Annotated in this window: 13 protein-coding genes; 7 read left to right on the forward strand and 6 right to left on the reverse strand. The window is 47.6% G+C overall.

The features are described 5' to 3' along the window. Positions 1-507 carry a hypothetical protein gene (locus CWI73_RS03665; protein WP_053952476.1) on the forward strand — a complete coding sequence of 169 codons (507 nt, stop codon included), beginning with the start codon at positions 1-3 and terminating at the stop codon, positions 505-507. Here CWI73_RS03665 and ligA read toward each other — a convergent pair. The 3 genes from ligA to smc are packed head-to-tail and all read right to left on the reverse strand — an operon-like array spanning position 504 to position 6,936. Continuing rightward, positions 504-2,516, reverse strand: coding sequence for an NAD-dependent DNA ligase LigA (gene ligA / locus CWI73_RS03670; RefSeq protein WP_126751590.1), 2,013 nt, complete (start codon positions 2,514-2,516; stop codon positions 504-506). The genes CWI73_RS03665 and ligA overlap by 4 nt on opposite strands. Positions 2,517-2,527: 11 nt before the next feature. Next, complete coding sequence (gene zipA, locus CWI73_RS03675) at positions 2,528-3,457, reverse strand: cell division protein ZipA (protein WP_126751591.1); 930 nt, start codon at positions 3,455-3,457, stop codon at positions 2,528-2,530. 26 nt (positions 3,458-3,483) lie between these two features. After that, on the reverse strand, positions 3,484-6,936 hold the full coding sequence (gene smc / locus CWI73_RS03680) for a chromosome segregation protein SMC (protein ID WP_126751592.1): 3,453 nt from the start codon (positions 6,934-6,936) through the stop codon (positions 3,484-3,486). A gap of 142 nt (positions 6,937-7,078) precedes the next feature. Between smc and cysZ the strand changes: the two genes are divergently transcribed. After that, complete coding sequence (gene cysZ, locus CWI73_RS03685) at positions 7,079-7,825, forward strand: sulfate transporter CysZ (protein WP_126751593.1); 747 nt, start codon at positions 7,079-7,081, stop codon at positions 7,823-7,825. Between the two features lie 29 nt (positions 7,826-7,854). On the opposite strand, the gene rmuC is transcribed toward cysZ, so the two are convergent. Continuing rightward, positions 7,855-9,162, reverse strand: coding sequence for a DNA recombination protein RmuC (gene rmuC / locus CWI73_RS03690; protein WP_126751594.1), 1,308 nt, complete (start codon positions 9,160-9,162; stop codon positions 7,855-7,857). Beyond that, positions 9,162-10,685 carry a fumarate hydratase gene (locus CWI73_RS03695; RefSeq protein ID WP_126751595.1) on the reverse strand — a complete coding sequence of 508 codons (1,524 nt, stop codon included), beginning with the start codon at positions 10,683-10,685 and terminating at the stop codon, positions 9,162-9,164. Before CWI73_RS03695 ends, rmuC begins: the two co-directional genes overlap by 1 nt. A gap of 165 nt (positions 10,686-10,850) precedes the next feature. Here CWI73_RS03695 and pabB point away from each other — a divergent pair, with 165 nt between their 5' ends. The 3 genes from pabB to CWI73_RS03710 all read left to right on the forward strand — a co-directional run bounded on the left by pabB (position 10,851) and on the right by CWI73_RS03710 (position 14,311). After that, complete coding sequence (gene pabB / locus CWI73_RS03700) at positions 10,851-12,233, forward strand: aminodeoxychorismate synthase component I (protein WP_126751596.1); 1,383 nt, start codon at positions 10,851-10,853, stop codon at positions 12,231-12,233. Continuing rightward, positions 12,230-12,844, forward strand: a complete 615-nt coding sequence (locus CWI73_RS03705) for a CoA pyrophosphatase (protein ID WP_053952484.1) — start codon at positions 12,230-12,232, stop codon at positions 12,842-12,844. Before pabB ends, CWI73_RS03705 begins: the two co-directional genes overlap by 4 nt. 93 nt (positions 12,845-12,937) lie before the next feature. Further along, a complete protein-coding gene (locus CWI73_RS03710) occupies positions 12,938-14,311 on the forward strand; it encodes an L-serine ammonia-lyase (protein ID WP_126751597.1) in 1,374 nt (457 codons plus the stop codon). A gap of 18 nt (positions 14,312-14,329) precedes the next feature. Here the strand turns inward: CWI73_RS03710 and cysB are convergent, their stop codons facing one another. Then, the gene (gene cysB / locus CWI73_RS03715; protein WP_126751598.1) at positions 14,330-15,304 is read right to left on the reverse strand and encodes an HTH-type transcriptional regulator CysB; all 975 of its coding nucleotides are present in this window, start codon (positions 15,302-15,304) and stop codon (positions 14,330-14,332) included. 117 nt (positions 15,305-15,421) lie between these two features. Here cysB and CWI73_RS03720 point away from each other — a divergent pair, with 117 nt between their 5' ends. Next, positions 15,422-16,105, forward strand: coding sequence for a sensor histidine kinase (locus CWI73_RS03720; protein WP_126751599.1), 684 nt, complete (start codon positions 15,422-15,424; stop codon positions 16,103-16,105). A gap of 28 nt (positions 16,106-16,133) precedes the next feature. Continuing rightward, positions 16,134-16,892 (forward strand): hypothetical protein, encoded by a 759-nt coding sequence (locus CWI73_RS03725; protein ID WP_126751600.1) that lies wholly within the window; start codon positions 16,134-16,136, stop codon positions 16,890-16,892. Positions 16,893-17,094: the final 202 nt, after the last annotated feature.

Here is a 17,094-nt window from a genome sequence, read left to right on the forward strand (position 1 = left end):
ATGAAGATTTTGAAATACGCTATTACTTGTATTGCTTTGTTATTCAGTACCCAGAGTTTGGCTGACTGGGAAGCCAAAGGCGAAGGTAAAGTTATTTACCCTTCAGGTAGGACTGAACCTCTTAACTTCGGGTTTGAGTATAAAAAAGTCTATGACACGGTGATATTCACCGCGGGCAAGTCGCAAATGCGCACTTCTGAAATGCCGCCTAATTACATTCTCAACATGTTTGTGAATGACAAAGGTCAGGTCTATGTTGCCGAGTTTGCAGAAGGCTTTTTTAAAGGCTTCGAACTGGCCATTGGTGAGCACAACATCGTTATTGAGCATCGCCGGGAATTTGATGACGAAGAGCCGTTGAAGCACTTGCGCGTCAGAATTAACGACAGAAGCTATTTGTTAGATAGCACACACCCAACCATTAAGTTCGAGTTCGATGAAGAAAAAGGCATAGCTGATATTAGCGGCTCAGGCCTTTTAAAAGACCTGAGCACACGCGGCCGCTAAGCGCCCAAAAGCTCTTTTAATTCGTCTTCAGACAGTATCGAAAGCCCGAGGGATTGGGCTTTCGTCAGTTTTGAGCCAGCACTTTCTCCGGCAATTAACGCCGTCGTTTTCTTAGACACACTGCCACTGACTTTTGCTCCTAACGCTTCTAACGCCTGTTTGGCTTCGTCACGAGTCATTGTCGACAAAGTACCGGTAATCACGTAAGTATTTCCAGCTAAACGATCGCTTTGTATGTCGCCTGCCTCTTCGCCTTCCGGCCAATGGACAAACTCACGTAGCTCTTTCACAACGTTTTCGTTATGCGATTCACGGAAAAAGCGCACAATGTGTTCAGCCACGACCGTGCCAACATCAGGGACTTCCTGCAATTGTTCACTGCTGGCGGACTGAACGGCGTCAAAGGTTTTAAAATGTTTGGCCAGGGCTTTTGCTGTGGCTTCTCCGACCTCTCTAATGCCTAACGCATAAAGAAAACGTGCAAGCGTGGTTTCCTGAGTTGCAGCTATTGCGCTTTTTAAGTTTTCAGCAGACTTAGCGGCCATTCTTGGCAGTGTGGCCAGCTCGGCTTTACTTAAACGATATAGGTCAGCAGGTGATTTTACCCAATCTTTTTCAACCAGAACATCAACCAACTTGTCGCCTAAACCATCAATATCCATGGCTTTACGCGAGGCAAAGTGTTTTATCGCCTCTTTACGCTGAGCTGCGCAGTAGAGTCCTCCGCTACAACGAGCCACGGCCTCCCCCTCAATGCGCTCAACGTCAGAGTCACAAACTGGGCAGCGTGTTGGAAAAGCTATTTCCTGTGTATTGTCAGGCCGTTTTTCTTTCAAAACGCTGACAACCTGAGGAATAACGTCCCCAGCGCGGCGAATGCTTACCGTATCACCAATGCGCACGCCCAAACGCTCAATTTCATCGGCGTTATGCAAAGTCGCGTTCGATACGGTTACTCCTCCAACGCTGACAGGCTTTAGCCGGGCAACCGGAGTAATAGCCCCGGTACGTCCTACCTGAAAGTCGACGCCGGTGATAGTCGTCAGTTGCTCTTGTGCCGGGAACTTGCGGGCAATAGCCCAACGCGGCGCTCTGGCAACAAAGCCAAGTTCTTCCTGAAGAGCTATGGTATCAACCTTAAAGACAACACCATCAATGTCGTAATTCAGAGAATCTCTGCGTTCAAGAATTTTTTCATAATAGCTGTCACAACCTTCAACAGAGTCTACCCGTTCAATTTCACTGTTAACGGGAAGTCCCCACTCGGCTAGCTGTTGTAGACGTTCATAATGGCTGTCGGGCAATACCGTATGTTCAGACACTAACCCCAGGCTATAAGCGTAAAAATGCAGTGGGCGCTTTGCCGTTATTCGGGAGTCCAGTTGGCGCAAACTCCCGGCAGCGGCATTTCTTGGGTTAGCGAAAACCTTCTCGCCTTGTTGACGAGCCTTTTCATTAAAGCGGTCAAAAGCGCCGATTGGCATCACCACTTCGCCTCTAACTTCCAGTCGATCAGGGACATCCCCTTTTAGCTTGAGAGGAATGTTGCGAATGGTTTTGACGTTTTCAGTAATATCCTCGCCACTTTCGCCGTCACCTCGAGTGGCACCGCGTACCAGCACTCCCGACTCATACAATAAACTGACGGCCGCACCATCAAGCTTGGGCTCACAGCAGAACGTGACCTGAGCCCCCTCATCCAGCTTTTGCCCAATACGCTTAGAAAACGCTGCGAATTCTTCCGCAGAAAACGCATTATCCAACGACAACATAGGTACTTCGTGTTTTACCGTGTTGAATTTGGCTAGCGGCTTACCACCCACTTTAGCCGTTGGTGAGGTTTTGCTTTTTAGGTCTGGATTTTGCTTTTCCAGCGTCTGCAATTCACGAAATAGTTTGTCGTACTCAGCATCAGGAACCGACGGCTCATCATTTTCGTAATATTCTTTGTTGTAGCGATTCAGTAATTGTTCCAGCTCTTGCATTCGCTGGGCAGTAGATTGACTCATAACACCTAATTCTATGCTGAATGTTGACGTTCAAACTCACGGATAGTTTGTCGTGCTTCGTGAATAGACTGACGGGTTAGCAATTGTCGCTGGCCATCTAAAACCTGCCCTTGAGGTATTTCAGTTGCCAGCTTTTTGGCTGCGTTAAGCATCATATTAAAGGCCTGTTGGCCGTCAAACTTCATCGGCAAGGTCATAAAAAACGCAACGCCTTCTGTTTCAAAGTTTTCCAGGTTATCGAGATCAAAAGTTCCCGGATTAAACATATTGGCAACACTAAAAATTAACTCGCCCGTACCCGCCGTATTTTCATAGCGGTGAAAAATGCCCAAGTCGCCAAACTTACAACCTAACTCAGTCATCATCTGCAACAACAATGCGCCCTGCACTGACCCCTTCACATGCAATGCAATAACTTCTTCTGGCTCGCCAATGTCTGCCTCCCCCTGTTCTTCGGGTTCGTCAGGTTGCTCAGTTGACGCTTCAGGCTGTTTCAGTGGTTTCTCGTCTGAAGGCTCTAACGCCAACTCAGATTGCTCTACTTCCTCATTTTTATCCACACGCATAGAAGGTAGCGGCGTATCGACTTCGTCGTCGACGTCCAGGTCCATAGCCATTTGCTCGGCCGCAGAAAGAGGCTCTTCTTCACGCATTGACGGCTTCGGCTCAGCAATAGTGTCTCTGGCACTCGTGTCTTCATCGTCAGTTGGCACCGAGTCCGTGGTATCCGGTGTTTCAGACGAAGCCTGACGGACCACCCTGACTTCCCCTATACCATCATCATCAAAGCCACTATTTTGTTTCTGGCGCTTTTCAGCAACACGCTGTTCTTGCTGCCGTTGCTGCTGGTTCCCTTTACGAATTTTCCATAATCCGTGCGCGATAATACCGGCAATGGCCAGTACCCCTAAAATTCCGAGCGTCAATTGTAAATTGCCCATGTGCTCTATCAACCTTTTTATTATTGTCAGGCTTCCGTCATAGCGACGGCTTGCCCTACATCAACGGCAACCAGGCGCGACACACCTGCTTCCTGCATTGTCACCCCGGCAAGGTGTGACGCCATTTCCATAGCCACTTTATTGTGACTGATATAAATAAACTGTACCGATTCTGACATTTCACTCACTAAGCGGCAAAAGCGACCAACGTTCGCGTCATCGAGTGGCGCATCAACCTCATCTAACAAGCAAAATGGTGCTGGGTTCAACCGGAAAATGGCAAACACCAATGATAATGCGGTCAATGCTTTTTCTCCACCACTTAGCAGGTGAATCGTACTATTCTTTTTACCCGGTGGCCTTGCCATAATAGTGACGCCTGTTTCCAGCAAGTCGTCGTCAGTGAGTTCTAAACTGGCACTACCGCCGCCAAACACTTTTGGAAACAATACCTGTAAGTCACTGTTCACCGCGTCAAAAGTCGTTTTAAAGCGATGCCGGGTTTCTTTATCAATTTTCCGTATGGCTGTTTCCAGCGTTTCTAAAGACGATGATAGGTCATCCACTTGCTGATCCAGATACTGTTTACGCTCTCTTTGCGCTTCAGCTTCTTCAATCGCCGCCAGGTTAATGGCTCCCAGGCGCTTAATTTTGTTCTGCACGCTCTCCAGGTTAGTCTGCCACGGCTGCTCTTCGGCTTCCTGTGGCAACTCCTGCAGTAAGGTTTTCAAGGTCATGCCGGTTTCTGCCAGTCCCTCAAGCACCCCCTGGCTGCGCTCTTGCAACTTGGCCTTTTCAATCTCAGTGCTTTGCAGTGCTTCTTTGGCTTGCGCAATACGCATTTGAACAGCCGACTGACCTTGATTAAGCTCTGACAATTCATGTTCTAACTCAGACAGTTGCGCACGCTGCTCCTGCAAAATGGCTTCCTGCTCCTGACGCTGGTCAAGAAGCTCTGTCAGTCGCTCTTCCAATTCCTGCTTATTTTCTTCGCCGTCAGAGCTTTGTTGCGTGGTCTTTTCATCCACCAACTGCTGGTAACGCTGTTCACTGCGTTGTAAGACCGTGTCGAGCTGCTGTACCTGAACAGTAATGTTTTGTTGCTGCATAGACAGCTGCTGTTGTTTAGACTTTAGTGCCTGCAACTGCTCTTTCTTGTCGCTGGCCAGCCGTTCTAACTCATCACCTGAGTCGTCATTCGCCGCGTCGCTCTCCAATAGCCGTTCGTTCAGCTCTTCGCGCTGTAATGCCACTTCCTCAATACGCTCATTAAGCTCTTCTGCTTTTTGCTCAAGCTCTGATTGTTGCTCGCTAAGCCTCTCCAGTTGTTGCGTATACTGTTGTTGCTGTTGCTTAGCCCAGTTTAACTGCTGCTCCGCTTTATTTGTGTCATTCTGCGCGGCCTGTTGCTGCTCTTGCTCGCGCTCAAGTTCCTGCTCAATCTCTTTATGAGAAGCGCGTGCCTGTTCCAATTTTTGTGTCGCTGTTTGTAGCGAGTTTTCTAACTGTTCTTGCTCACGTTTCAGGCTGTCACACTGACTCTGCAACTGCAGTTGGCTGGTGTTGCTATCAATTCGTGATGACATAAACCCGTTAGGCCAGTGCCAGTTACCCTGTTTTGACACAGCAAACTCAGCCTCACCGCCTAATACCTGCTTTTGTGCTTGCTCATCACTGTCAGCCACAGCACACAGTTGCAGCGGCGGCCAATATCTTAATGCACCAGAGACTTTGCTCGCCAAAGTACCGGGGTTAGGCTCTCCGGCGCTTGACCATATCAGTTTCAGACCTGCTACTGACTCAGTTCGTTCAGGTGCGCTTTCAAGAACCGCGGCATCCAGCCACTCATACAAAAACTGCTCAACAGCCAATTCCCAGCCAGGCTCTGCTTTCAGAACGTCACGGACTCTCGGGGTATTTGGATAATGCGTTTCAAGCCACTCATCCGCGCTGTCATCGCCTGACTGATGCTTGATGAGTAACTGCTCAATGGCTTGCAGGTTCGCCTGTACTTTATTTTGTTCTAATTCAACACTGCGCTTCGCTTCCTGTGCCTGCTCAACCTGCTCGCGACTGTCCGCTAACCGTTGCTTTGTTGTTTGAAGCCGCTCAATAGCGCTGTTTAATCGCTCACTAGCCTCATCAAATTCGCGTTGCAGGCTGTCTAACGATACGTCACTAAGCTGCTTTTTAACGTCCTGTTGCTGGTCGTTAACTTGCTCTAGCTGTTGCTTAGTGTAATCACGGCTTTGCTGAAGCTGTTGTTCTTTCAGCTGCGCCTGCTGATGCTGTTGTTCAATATCGCGCACTTTTTGCTGCTGTGAGCGTTGCTGCTGTTGCCAGCTTCGGTAGTTTTCATCAGCCTGTTGCGCTTGCTCAGACACCTCTTCAACCTGTTCGGCTAGCTCTTCAAGCTGCGGTTCAAGCATCATTTCCTGCTCAGCCAACTGCTCTTTTTGCAGTTTATCTTCGTCAAGTTGCGACTCAAGTTGCGTCAGTTCGCTTTGAATTCGCTGCAAACGCTCTTCACGCTGCGCTTTAATTTCATGCTGATGCTTTAGAGTTTGCTCAATACGAGTCACTTCATTACCCAGGATGAACATTTTCTCTTGCGATTGTTCAACTTGAGAGCGTAACTCTTCAGCCCTTTCTTTCAGCTCTATAGCTCCACGTTCGTCGCCGCTTTGCTGCGCTTGCCACTTTTCAAGTTCAGCCTGCTGCTCAGAGTATTGGACATCAAGTTGCTGCCGCTGGTTATCTAATTTTAACCAACGCAATGCCTGCAGCTCGCCTTTCAACTGGCGCTCTTGTTTTTTCAGTTCTTTATAGCGAATTGCCGCGGCCGCCTGACGCTCTAGCTTATCCAGCTGTTGACCCAATTCTTCACGCACATCACTCAGACGCTCCAAATTTTCGCGCGTGTGATTCATCCGGTTTTCTGTTTCACGGCGACGCTCTTTGTATTTGGAAATACCCGCCGCTTCTTCAATAAACACCCGCAACTCTTGAGGTTTTGACTCAATTAAGCGGGAGATCATGCCTTGTTCAATAATGGCGTAGCTTCGGGGGCCGAGGCCGGTCCCGAGGAATAAATCAGTAATATCGCGGCGTCGGCAACGACTGCCGTTCAGAAAATAATTCGACTGGCCGTCTCGGGTAACTAAGCGTTTGACGGAGATTTCGTTAAACGCGGCATACTCACCCTGAATACGCCCTGCGCTATTATCAAATACCAGTTCAACACTGGCTTGAGACACAGGTTTACGGGCGTTAGAGCCATTAAAAATCACGTCAGTCATGGCATCGCCGCGAAGGTTTTTCGCTGAGCTTTCACCCAGAACCCAGCGCACAGCGTCGATGACATTCGACTTGCCACAGCCGTTCGGACCCACTACGCAGGTCATTTGATCGGGAAAAGGAACTTTAGTCGGGTCAACAAATGACTTGAAGCCCACAAGTTTGATGTGTTTCAGTTGCATTCGGCTGTTTTTATAGTTATTACTGACGTTATTTATAATCCAAAGACTCTAGCAGATCCCGTAGTCATTTGTAACAATTTCAACCACACACAAGGGTGGTTTTGCCCTATTATGAGCAACAAAAGTGACAGCAGGAGTTCGCATGCACAAACCGATCTACAGTGAGTCGGGAATATCCTATATAGGAAGGGGTTTAGAGCTCATCCGCACCAAAGGGCTACGCCGCTACGTTATTGTCCCTATTTTGGCCAACTTGATTCTCTTCACCATTGCCTTCAGTTGGTTGTACGGCGAAGCCGACTACTGGCTTAATAAATTCATGGCTTGGCTACCCGACTTTTTCCAATGGTTGGAATTTATCTTATGGCCACTGGTGGTCATTGTGATGGTCGCCTTTTTCTCCTTTATTTTTACCAGCATCATGAACTTTTTCGCCGCACCTTTTAATGGCTTACTGGCGGAAAAAGTCGAGCGTTATGAAAGTGGCGAAGCTTTAGGGGATGAGGGGTTTATGGGACTCCTTAAGGACATACCCCGAACTGTTGGCCGCGAATTTCAAAAACTCATGTATTACCTGCCACGGGCCATCGGCTTTTTCTTGCTGTCCTTAATTATTCCGGTATTTGGGCAAATTCTCTGGTACGTTTTTGTTTGCTGGATGATGTCTATTCAGTATTTGGATTATCCGTTCGATAATCACAAAATTTCATTTAAGCGTATGCGCTCTGAGTTGGGGTTACAGCGGAGTCGGACTTTCTCGTTTGGCTTGGGAATCACGCTATTAACCATGATTCCTTTTGTGAACCTAATTATTATGCCGCTGGCTGTATCGGGTGCGACAGCATTGTGGGTCGACCATTACCATCGCAGTGCATTAGAGCAGCGCTAAAGGACTTAGAAGACGACTGAGCGCATTGCTCAGTCGTCGCTTTCTGAGTCATTTTCTAAGTAGTCTGAACTTAACCGTTTATTCGTTTGCACACCCATTTGGCGGAACTTGTCGACTCGACCAATAAGGTTTCCGCGACCGGTACTCAGCTTTTTCATCGCCTCCTGATAACGGTTATCCAACGTTTGTAAGCCGTTACCAATTTTCTCCAGATCTTCTACAAACCCGACAAACTTGTCGTACAAGCGCGCAGCGTCGGTGGCAATTTTCTCAGCGTTTTGATTCTGATATTCATACTGCCAGATATTGTGAACCGTACGTAGTGCAACCAGCAAGTTAGTTGGGCTCACCAGCATAATCTGATTGTCCAGCGCCAGCCGGATAAGCTCTGGGTCACGGTCAACCGCCAATAAGAATGCCGGTTCAATTGGAATAAACATCAACACATAGTCGAGCGTTCTCAAGCCTTCCAATTGGTGGTAGCTCTTTTTCCCAAGCTGCTTTATGTGTTGTTTAAGTGACTGAACGTGTTCATTTAATGCTCGTTCGCGCTCAAGGTCATCGTCGGAGTTAAAGTAACGCTCATAAGCGGACAAACTGACTTTCGAGTCGATAACCACGTCTTTTTTATTGGGCAAATGCACAATAACATCTGGTTTGAATGACTTACCGTCTTCATCGCGGTGGTGTGCCTGGGTTTGATACTCATGCCCTTCACGCAGCCCCGACTGTTCGAGAATACGTTCTAGTACAACCTCGCCCCAGTTACCCTGCTGCTTGGTATCGCCTTTCAATGCTTTAGTTAGCGCCTCAGCTTCAGAAGCCATACGACGGTTTAAATCTTTCAGCGACAACAGCTCGTTTTTAAGCGCTGAACGCTCTTTTGTTTCGTCCGTATACTGCTGAGTAATTTGCTTTTTAAATGCATCGATTTGTTGCTTAAAGGGCTCTAATGTTGCCTGCAAAGACTGCTGATGATGCTGCTGCAACCCTTTCGACTTTTCTTCAAAAATGCGGTTAGCCAGGTTCTCGAATTGCTGCGTCAGGCGCTCCTCGCTGGCTTTTAACAAGTTCAGCTTTTCTTCTGCGGTTTTTTGCTCGTGATCAGCGCGGGCCAACGTCTCGCGCAGACGACTGTCTTTTTCATAGACTTCGTGCTGCAATTCATCGATACGCTCGCGAAGAATTTCTGCATCTTGCTCCAGTGCCGTATTTTGTTGCTCTGCCTGTAAACGCAAACGGCGCTGCTGTTGCCAAAGCAACAACAACGCCGTAATAACGGTCACAACCGGCACACCTATTATTGCCATCCATTGCCACAGTGCCAGCGACATCATTAAGCTCCCAGTTTTTCATTCAAGTCAGCAATTTTCGCTTTCCAAATAGCAGGACCTTGCGTATGTGCATTTTGACCGTCGCTATCGACAGCGACAGTGACTGGCATGTCTTCCACTTCAAACTCATAAATGGCTTCCATACCCAAATCTTCAAACGCAACGACTCTGGCTTTCTTAATAGCTTTAGCAACCAGATACGCAGCACCGCCCACAGCCATCAGATAGACAGCTTTGTGTTTGCGAATACTCTCAACGGCTTCTGGGCCGCGTTCGGCTTTACCCACCATGCCGATAATGCCGGCTTCTTCCAGCATCTGGTCGGTAAATTTGTCCATACGTGTAGAGGTTGTCGGGCCAGCAGGGCCTACCACTTCATCACCCACCGGGTCGACAGGTCCGACGTAATAAATAAAGCGGTTATTAAAGTCGACCGGAAGCTCTTCGCCGTTATCCAGCATGCCTTTAATGCGCTTGTGAGCCGCGTCTCGACCGGTTAACAACTTACCGGACAAGAGCACTGTTTCACCCATTTTCCAGTCTTGAATATCTTCTTTCGTCACTTCATCCAGGTTCACACGACGAGCGTCGTCACCCAGCTCAAAAGTGACATCGGGCCAATCTTCCAGCTTCGGTGGCGCTAAGTCTGCGGCACCACTGCCGTCTAACGTAAAGTGAACGTGACGAGTCGCCGCACAGTTTGGAATTAAGGTGACTGGCTTAGAAGCGGCGTGTGTCGGTAGTGATTTAATCTTCACATCCAGCACCGTTGTTAAACCACCTAAACCCTGCGCGCCAATACCTAATGCGTTAACACGGTTGAAAATTTCTAAGCGTAATTCTTCTTCCGCGTTTTGCGGACCACGCTCAATCAGTTCATGGATGTCCACAGACTCCATCAACGACTCTTTCGCCAATACGGCTGACTTCTCAGCAGTACCACCAACACCAATACCCAGCATACCCGGTGGACACCAACCGGCACCCATCTTCGGCAGAGTTTCTACAACCCAGTCAGCAATCGAGTCACTAGGGTTTAGCATAGCCATTTTCGACTTATTCTCAGAGCCACCGCCTTTTGCGGCAATCATGACTTCAATTTCGTCGCCCGGCACCACATCGATGTGAACAACAGCAGGAGTGTTATCACCCGTGTTTTTACGCGCACCTGCCGGGTCTGCGACAATTGACGCTCGTAATGGATTATCCGGATTGTTGTAAGCTCGGCGAGTTCCTTCGTCTACCATTTGTTGAACTGTCAGGTCGGTCTTATCCCATTGCACACCCATACCAACCTTCACAAAGCAGGTGACAATACCGGTGTCCTGACAAATTGGACGGTGGCCTTGCGCCGACATACGCGAGTTCGTCAACACCTGAGCAATGGCATTCTTTGCTGCTTCGCTCTCTTCACGTTGATACGCCTCGTCCAGCGCTTTAATGAAGTCTAATGGGTGATAATACGAAATGTACTGCAGTGAATCAGCAATACTGTCAATAAAATCCGCCTGACGAATGGTGGTCATGGCTCTACCTCTTCATTTTTATATCGAACGATTCCGATATGGGTTCTGATAAACGTGGCGCTATAATAGCGTTTTCACTAACAACTGACCAGTGTAACTAACCGAGTCAGTGCCACTGTGATAGAATCATTTTTATCGTTAATAAGTGACCGCAAAAGGCTGAGTGTGAGCATTTTTCCTGACTTATGTGCCGTAAAACTGGAAACCACCCTAACAGCGCTTGAGCTATTTGAGCGCTGCCAAAGCGAAGCTTATGCACTTTTCCTTGACTCAGCCTCGACAACACACGAAGACGCTCATTATGACTTTATCTTCAGAGCGCCTGAATGCGTCATCCGAAGTAAAAACGAGCAACTCACTGTCTCCGCCAATAGCATAGCCCAACTCCCGAAAGCCCCAACTCACGCTGCCCAGATGTTCGATTACGCTGAGCAATTAATGGCGCTGACAGGCCACTATAACGGCCCCGAACACTTGCCTTTCCAGGGCGGTTTTGCCGGCGCAGTGGGGTACGATTTCGGCCGTTGCCTGGAAGTCATTCCTGAGTTTAACCGTGACGAATACAACTCCAGTGATGCAGTACTTGCGTACTATTGCGAAGCGGTTATTTTTGATAAAAAGCGCGACGAGGTTTGGCTGGTCGCTCCTGAACAGGCGCTTAAAACGCAGAAAGCTTATTGGGAGCAGTCACTGCCGCCAGACTCAAACACTCCTTTCAAGCTGGTCAGCGCCTGGCGAAGCAATATGTCAGAGGCAGAGTACCATACTAAATTTAATGCGGTACAAGCTTACTTACTCAGCGGTGACGCCTACCAAATTAACTTAGCGCAACGTTACCAAGCGAGTTACCAGGGTTGTGAGTGGGCAGCTTATAAAAAGTTAAGGGCTTCTAATAACGCGCCGTTTTCAGCCTTCATGCGCACCCCGGAAAGCGCTATTCTCAGCGTTTCTCCTGAGCGCTTCCTAAGCACTACTAGTGCGGGAGAGGTACAAACTAAGCCGATAAAAGGCACTCGCCCGCGTTATGAAGACAACGCCAGAGATGCCGCCAGTAAACAAGCCCTGCTTAATTCAGAAAAAGATCGCGCCGAAAACCTGATGATTGTCGATTTACTCCGTAATGACCTCAGTAAAAACTGCGAGCCCGGTTCGGTAAAAACGCCGAAGCTATTTGCCATAGAGAGCTTTCCGGCTGTGCATCATTTAGTATCAACCATTACCGGGCAATTAAAAGCGGGCGGCTCTGCTTTAGGTCTGTTTAAAGGGGCTTTTCCCGGCGGCTCAATTACCGGCGCTCCCAAAATTCGGGCTATGCAAATTATTGAAGAGCTCGAGCCGAACCGCCGCGGCATTTATTGCGGCAGCATAGGCTACTTTTCACAGCACGGCCAGAGCGACTCCAGTATTACCATTCGCACGTTATTAGCAGAAAACGGTCAGCTTTATTGCTGGGCCGGCGGAGGTTTGGTTGCCGACTCTAAAGCCGATGAGGAATATCAGGAAACCAAGGACAAAGTGTCTCGTATTTTGCCGGTGTTAACTTCATGACCATCAAAAACCGCGCCGAGTTTGTTCGACGTTTTAGCCTTACGCCATCGCCGTCAGTTGACCGAAAACTTGACGAGCCCTTGCGTAAACGCTTGCGACCAGCAGCAGTGCTTATTCCTATCATTGAGCGCCCGCATGGGCTGTCATTGATACTGACACGTCGTTCCGCTTCATTAAGAAAACACGCCGGACAAATTAGCTTTCCCGGTGGTCGCTACGACAGAACCGACAATGACTTGCTGGATACAGCATTAAGAGAAACCGAGGAAGAAATTGGTTTGCCTCGGTCTCAGGTTGAAGTGATTGGCCGTCTACATGACTATCCGGTATTGTCTTACTTTATGATACGCCCTTATGTAGCCTTTGTGTCGCCGCAGCAGGAGCTGGTTGCCGAAGAGAGTGAAGTCGCCGAGATATTCGAAGTACCTCTGGCGGACATTCTTGATCCGAGCAATCATTATGTTTACCGCATTCGCAAGTTCATTTATGACCGGGTTTATTTTATCCCCTGGCAGCACCGCAATATTTGGGGAGCTACCGCAGGAATTTTGCGAGAGTTGGCAGAGCAGCTTCAGCCTGAGCGGAAAAGTCACTTTAAGCCACTCAACTGACCAGTTATTTCGCTATAAAGCTTGCCAGCCCCCACACAATTCATGCGACAATACTATAATTAATAGTAACGAACGCGACAGGTAAGGATAAGTATGATCAGCGTTTTTGATATTTACAAAATTGGTATCGGTCCTTCGAGCTCCCACACGGTGGGTCCTATGAAAGCGGCTTTCGATTTCCTGAAAGCCGCTAAAGAAGCTGGCCACTTAACTCAGGCAGATGGTGTCAAAGTAGAACTGTTCGGCTCTTTAGGACAAACCGGTAAGGGTCACGGAACCGGTAAAGCGGTTATTTTGGGGTTAGCGGGCGAATTACCGGAAACGGTTGATACCGACAACGTTGAAAACTTTCTTGAACAAACCCGTAAAACCGAAAAGCTGGCGTTATTAGGAGATCATGAAGTCACCTTCCCATCTGAGGGCGCTATCACGTTCCATCGTCGCAAAACCATGCCAAAGCACGCTAACGCGATGGAGCTTAAACTGCTTAAAGGCGATGACATTATTTACAGCGACCTGTATTACTCAATTGGTGGTGGCTTCATTGTTCGTGACGAAGACTTTGATGAGACTCTAGAAGAAGCCATTGAGCAATCGTCTAAGCCCATTCCCTATCCGTTCGACAGTGCCGCTGAACTATTAGGGCATTGCAAAGAGCACGGACTGCGCATTAGCTCATTAATGATGGCGAACGAAAAAGTGTTCCGCAGTGAAGACGAAATTCGCGACGGCTTAATGAAAATTTGGCGTACCATGCAACAAAGTATTACCAACGGTATTACCACCGAGGGTATTTTGCCAGGCGGTTTGAAAGTGCGTCGTCGTGCATCGTCGCTTTATCAGCGTCTTAAAAAAGAAAAATCGAGCGACGCTATGCAAGTCATGGATTGGGTTGACCTGTTTGCCTTGGCCGTCAACGAGGAAAACGCCGCGGGCGGCCGCATTGTCACCGCACCAACTAATGGTGCAGCAGGCATTGTTCCAGCCGTCATGAGCTATGCGGACAAATTCATTGAAACACTGGACGAAGACTCCGCCGTTCGCTTTCTACTAACGTCTGCCGCTATTGGCATCTTGTATAAGAAAAATGCCTCTATATCCGGCGCTGAAGTCGGTTGTCAGGGTGAAGTGGGTGTTGCCTGCTCCATGGCTGCCGGAGCACTGGCTGAGTTCATGGGAGGCGGCCCTGAAACCGTTGAGAATGCTGCTGAAATTGGTATGGAGCACAACCTTGGCTTAACCTGTGACCCTGTCGGCGGTCTGGTTCAGGTTCCGTGTATTGAGCGTAACGCAATGGGCTCCGTCAAGGCCATTAACGCAGCTCGCCTGGCAATGCGTGGCAACGGCGACCATAAGGTGTCTCTGGATAAGGTTATTAAGACTATGTGGGATACCGGTAACGATATGAAGACTAAATACAAAGAGACCGCCCGGGGCGGCCTAGCCGTTAATATTATCGAATGCTAAAAGTAATTAGCCGGTGTGTTACAACACCGGCAATTCACATCTTTCAAATAACGCATCAATTTCTTCTTGTGTCTTCAGCTGAGCCGCTTGTTGCACTCGCTCTCGAGTAAGGTGTGGCGCAAAACTTTCAATAAAGTCATACATGTAAGTTCGTAAAAACGTCCCTCTGCGGAAACCTATTTTGGTGGTGCTCGCTTCGAACAAGTGGCTGGCCGGAATGGCCACTAAATCGCGATCTTCATCTTCTTTGTATGCCATTGAAGCCAAGACCCCGATTCCCAGCTCCATGCGCACATAGGTCTTTATTACATCTGCGTCTGTCGCCGTAAAAACAATTTGTGGCTCTTTACCCGCCTGAGCGAAGGCTCTGTCGAGCTCAGAACGACCGGTAAACCCATGCACATAAGTGACAATTGGATACTTGGCAACATCTTCAATAGAGATATCTTTTAATTGTGCCAGCGGGTGTGACTTAGGCACCACAATTGAGCGGTTCCAATGGTAACAAGGCAGCATAATCAAATCCTGATATAGATGCAGTGCCTCTGTCGCTATCGCAAAATCGGTGCGTCCTTTTGCCGCCGCTTCGCTAATTTGCTGAGGTGAGCCTTGGTGCATGTGCAAAGAAACACGTGGATACTGACCGATAAACTGTTTAATAACCTGAGGTAACGCATAACGTGCCTGAGTATGGGTTGTAGCAATCGTTAACTTTCCCTGATCAGGCTGAGTGTGTTCGGATGCAACCGTCTTTATCGACTGCACATTATCGAGCACTTGTTTCGCAACTCTAATAATATCTTGCCCGGCGGGCGTGATATGCGTCAGGTGCTTTCCCGTACGCCCAAAAATTTGAACCCCTAACTCATCCTCCAGCATTCGTATTTGCTTACTAATACCAGGTTGTGACGTAAACAAACTTTCCGCGGTGGCAGAAACGTTTAAGTTATGGTTCATCACTTCAACAATGTACTTTAATTGCTGTAATTTCATAGCAGGACATGCCACTCAGTTTGCGAATTGTGATATAAAAAAATAGTATAATAATCTTAATAACTATGACAAATAGAAAAGCTGGTAGGTATAAGCAGCTGGAACCGGAATTCAACTATGACACAGCCCACATTCGACTTTTCTGCGATACTCGCCTCCTCTGCTCACGACATGAAAAATTCGCTGTGCTTGCTTATTCAGCTAATTGAAGAGGTTTCCGAGCAAGTACCACAAGGCAGTGCAACAGAAAACATGGCAAAAGTCCATTACGAAGCGCAACGAATTAACTCAGGGCTTATACAACTGCTGACCTTATACCGAGACCAGCAGGGAGCGTTGCCGCTGAATGTTGACGAACATTATTGGGACGAGGTGCTTGAGGAACTGCTACTTAACAACGAAGTGTATCTTGAGCAGCGAGGTATCAGCGTTACAACCGATATCGGTGAGTCAGCCGTGGGCTACTTTGATAAAGACCTTATTAGTCACTTACTGAACGACGTTATTATTAATGCTATGCGCTATACCGCCGATAAACTCTTTATTACGGTGACAGTCGACGAAGATAAGGGATGTCAGATTTCAGTGCATGATAATGGCGAGGGTTTTCCAAATCACATGCTAAAACAAGCGCAAGTACCCATGCAGAAGCTGGATATGAATAAAGGCCGTACAGGTTTAGGGCTCTATTTTGCTCACCTAATCGCACAAGCCCACCAAAGAAACGATAAAAAAGGTTTTATCGAACTGAAAAATAATGGACACTTAGGTGGTGGTGTTTTTTCTCTGACATTACCTTAAAAAATAATAACAACCTAATGAGCGTTATATGATTTACACCATTGTTATAGCACTGATTATTCTTCTGATAATACTGGCGATTATCGTCGGTTCAGTGCAACAACATAAGCAGCGTCAGGAACTTGAGCGACGCAAAAAACTTGCCCGTTACAGAAACGCTCTGGAACAAATTGAAGATCTTATTCATATGTCCAGTTTCTTTCCTATTGGTAAGTCGATGCTGGCTGTGCTGAATATGCGCGCATACGAAGTATTGCAAAACATGTACGCTGTATCGCCAACCAAAGACTTTAAGTCACGCCTTGAAGATTACAAAGAAAGAATGGAAGGCATTGATCCTAAAGACACATCGCTGATCAGCGAAGAGTTTGAAATTCCGCAAAACAATAAACAAATTATTGCGATGATTAACGCGCTGAAACGTTTAAAAGCAACGCTAAGAAGTGAGCACGCTCGTGGTCGGGTTGACAGTAACGTCTTTAATGTCGAGGATCAGCGTTTAAGCAAGTTACAGTTAAAAATCAGTATTGAAACACTCATTCGTCGTGGTCGTCACGCTTATGAAAGCCATATGCTAGGTTCGGCACGTCAGTATTATGAGAAAGCGTTGCGCACCATTGAAGAGCAAAGCTTTTCTGACGACTATACCACATCTCGTCAGGAGTCGATCAAAAACGCGTTAGAGCAAATTGCGCAGGAACTGAAAGACGCACACGCAAAAGACAAAGCCAAACACAAAAAAGAAGACGATTTGGAAGAACTCTTTCAACCGAAAAGGAAGTGGTAGTCTATGTCTGACTGGAAAGAACAACTCAGCCAAATTGTTTAAATTACCCCGCAGCCCTTGCTATTAAAGGGTTTAACTATCTGAGTGTCTACTAAATAAGGGCATCCATCTACTAAATGCGTCTACTTTGGTAGCAAGTAAATTAAGTGTTGAGAATGGTGCTTTTAAACACTTGAAAACATTATCTTTTGCACCGCGCATA

This window comes from Idiomarina piscisalsi (assembly GCF_003987095.1).
Classification (GTDB): domain Bacteria; phylum Pseudomonadota; class Gammaproteobacteria; order Enterobacterales; family Alteromonadaceae; genus Idiomarina; species Idiomarina piscisalsi.